This window comes from Mycobacterium sp. (assembly GCF_050701675.1).
Classification (GTDB): Bacteria; Actinomycetota; Actinomycetes; order Mycobacteriales; family Mycobacteriaceae; genus Mycobacterium.
In genome coordinates, this window is sequence record NZ_JBOGDD010000993.1 from 1 (window position 1) to 2,219 (window position 2,219).

The 2,219-nt window shown below is 66.1% G+C and carries 4 protein-coding genes and 1 other RNA gene; 2 read left to right on the top strand and 3 right to left on the bottom strand.

What is annotated here, in order from left to right; all coding sequences use genetic code 11:
* Positions 1–442 (top strand): DUF6537 domain-containing protein (locus ACRDUX_RS30090; RefSeq protein WP_526419364.1); only part of this gene is annotated, 442 nt, incomplete at its 5' end.
* A gap of 61 nt (positions 443–503) precedes the next feature.
* On the opposite strand, the gene ACRDUX_RS30095 is transcribed toward ACRDUX_RS30090, so the two are convergent.
* Entirely contained in the window at positions 504–920 is a 417-nt protein-coding gene (locus ACRDUX_RS30095; protein WP_526419370.1) for a VOC family protein, read from the bottom strand.
* A 13-nt stretch (positions 921–933) separates the two neighbouring features.
* Positions 934–1,422 (bottom strand): helix-turn-helix transcriptional regulator, encoded by a 489-nt coding sequence (locus ACRDUX_RS30100; protein WP_526419366.1) that lies wholly within the window; start codon positions 1,420–1,422, stop codon positions 934–936.
* A gap of 28 nt (positions 1,423–1,450) precedes the next feature.
* Here ACRDUX_RS30100 and rnpB point away from each other — a divergent pair.
* An RNA gene (rnpB, locus tag ACRDUX_RS30105) (RNase P RNA component class A) lies at positions 1,451–1,864 on the top strand.
* Positions 1,865–1,874: 10 nt separating this feature from the next.
* Here rnpB and ACRDUX_RS30110 read toward each other — a convergent pair.
* Positions 1,875–2,219: CHAD domain-containing protein (locus ACRDUX_RS30110; RefSeq protein WP_526419368.1), on the bottom strand; the 345-nt coding region annotated here is incomplete at its 5' end.

Below are 2,219 nucleotides of genomic sequence, written 5' to 3' on the forward strand. Positions count from 1 at the left end.
CATCCAGGCCATCGAGGCCGAGGTGCCGGGCGGCGCCAAGTTGACCTACATGCTGCACCCTCCGACGATGCGGGTACTGGGACGCAAGAAGAAGATCGGCTTCGGCCCACGCACACATGGCGTGCTCAGGCTGCTCGCGAAAGGGCGCGTTCTGCGCGGCACCCCGTTCGACCCGTTCGGGTACGCGCATCTGCGCAGAGTCGAACGTTCGCTGATGGCCCACTACGAGACCATGGTGGCTGACTTGGCGGCCAACCTGACCGTCGAGTCCTTCGACACCGCCGTTGCGGCCGCATCGTCAGCAGATGTCGTACGCGGCTACGAAGACGTGAAGCTGCGCAACGTGGCCACCTATATCGTGCGACTGAACGCGCTGGGCATCGATACGACGATGCTTACTCCTTTCTCCGGTCGACCTATTCAACCCGCACGAAACCACTGAACGTGCGCGTACGTCCAACCCGACACTCGTTCAATAGGCCTCCACTGGCCAAACCCGCCGCCTAGGGATTGAGCTGGGTGAGGCGCACGCTGTTGCCCGACGGGTCCCGGAAGCCCGAGTCGATGCCGTAGGGCATCTGGTTGGGCGGCTCGTTGTAGTCGACGCCACGCGCGGTGAGTTCCTCGTAGCTCGCCTGGACGTCGTCGGTGATCAGGAAAACCGTGCCTGCGAAACCCTTCGCCGTCAGGTCGAGGACCTGCTTGCGGGTGTCCTCGTCCATGACGGGTTCGCCAGGAACCGCCATCAGCACGATGCTCACGTCGTCCTGTCCCGGCGGCCCGACGGTGAGCCACCGGAAGGCGCCCATCTCCTCGGGAAACGACACGTCCTCGCGGACTTCCATGCCGACCTTCTCGGTCCAGAACTTCAGCGCAACTTCTTGATCATGAACCCACAGGTGGGTGCTTCCAATTCTCATCACGAGCCCGACGCTACGGCCGGTCGACGCCGCCCGTCTTCTCCCGATGTGCTGTCTTGACTCGGCTGTCGGGTCCGGCGGGCAGGAGCCCAGCGACCCGGGAATTGGGAAGGGGTCGGGTGTCGCGCGCCAGGATGCAGCTCGGCACCCTGGCGCGCGAAGCGGCGGGCGGCATGGCGGCCCGGTAGGCCGCAGGTGGCCTCCCGTAGACCCTGGCGAAAGTCGTGGTGAACGACCCCACGCTCTGCAGGCCGACCATCACACAGATGTCGGCGACGGAGCGATCGGTGTACCTGAGCAACGCCGCCGCCCGCTCGAGGCGACGGGTCTGGAGGTACGCCCGTGGCGACTCGCCGAAGGTACGGCTGAACATGCGCGAGAAGTGCGCCCGGGACAACCCGGCGGCGGCCGCGAGGTCGTCGACGGTCAGCTGTTCGGCGTATCGCGCGTCGACCAGGTCCTTGGCGCGGAGCAAATAACGGGCCGGTGGCACCTGAGCCATGAAGATCAGAGTACGGTGATCGCGCGGACGAGTTGGCCGGGCGGCCGCGGACACCTGACGGTGTTCGAGGAAAGTCCGGACTTCACAGAGCAGGGTGATTGCCAACGGCAATCCGAGGTGACTCGCGGGACAGTGCCACAGAGAACAGACCGCCACCCCTCACGCTTTAGGGCGAAGGGGCGGTACGGGTGAAACGGTGCGGTAAGAGCGCACCAGCACTCCGGGTGACCGGAGTGGCTAGGCAAACCCCACCCGAAGCAAGGCCAAGAAGGTCGCAACCTGGTTGCGGCTGCGCAGACGTTCGAGGGCTGCTCGCCCGAGCCTGCGGGTAGGCCGCTCGAGGCACCCGGTGACGGTGTGTCCAGATGGATGGTCGCCACCGTGCGTCTCCGGTCTCCGGAGGCGGACGGGACAGAATCCGGCTTACAGGCCAACTCGTCCGCCCCCTTGCACTACGCGTTGCGCACCGAGCGCTTCAGCTTCTTGAGCGCGGCGCCGAGCTGCTCCTCCGAACGTCGGGCCAGCTCATCCTCCTGGTGAAAGAGCAGGCCGTAGGTGAAGGTGTCCTCGCCAAGCGCGTGCGCGGCCACCGCTTCGTGCGAAAGGTGTGTGCGGCTGACCACACTGTCCTGATGGTCACCGAGCAGCGTCTGGATGGTCTTGGCACTGTCCGCAACCCCGCCCGCCCCCGTGGCGGCAGCGGTGTAGCGAAGCTGTTTGGCGCGCTTGCGGATTCGATGAAGGGCTTCGTCCTGCTCGGCGGCGGACGTCTCCGTCGACGCCCGGGCGGACTGCGC

Coding starts and splice junctions, on each gene's coding strand:
- ACRDUX_RS30095 (WP_526419370.1), bottom strand. CDS start 920: ATGAGAATTGGAAGCACCCACCTGTGGGTTCATGATCAAGAAGTTGCG.
- ACRDUX_RS30100 (WP_526419366.1), bottom strand. CDS start 1,422: ATGGCTCAGGTGCCACCGGCCCGTTATTTGCTCCGCGCCAAGGACCTG.